The organism is Salmonella sp. SAL4457, assembly GCF_046548235.1.
Lineage (GTDB): Bacteria > Pseudomonadota > Gammaproteobacteria > Enterobacterales > Enterobacteriaceae > Salmonella > Salmonella enterica.
In genome coordinates, this window is the sequence record NZ_JBGDZO010000325.1 from 1 (window position 1) to 287 (window position 287).

The window sequence follows — 287 nt, forward strand, 5'->3', positions numbered from 1 at the left end:
TAGAACGAGTTGTCGCCCAGGCGCATGCGTATGCAGGCGTGCCGCAACAGGTCGTCCGGCCGCTGGGGCACGCCGTGGCGCGCCAGGTAATCGGGCGACGCGGCCACCACCCAGCGCAGCTCCCCGGTCAATGGCACCGCGACCATGTCCTGGGGCACCGTGCCGCCGTAACGGATGCCGGCGTCGTAGCCGTCGGCGACGATGTCGACCATGCGGTCCTCCACCGAAAGTTCCAGTTGCAGGTCCGGATACGCCTCGGTGAAGCGCCTGAGGACCGGCCCCAGCAG

At 69.3% G+C, this 287-nt stretch carries 1 protein-coding gene; it reads right to left on the reverse strand.

Translation table 11 applies throughout. The features are described from left to right. The coding region (locus ACLJNW_RS24490; protein WP_410961256.1) for a LysR substrate-binding domain-containing protein at nucleotides 1–287 on the reverse strand (287 nt) is incomplete at both ends.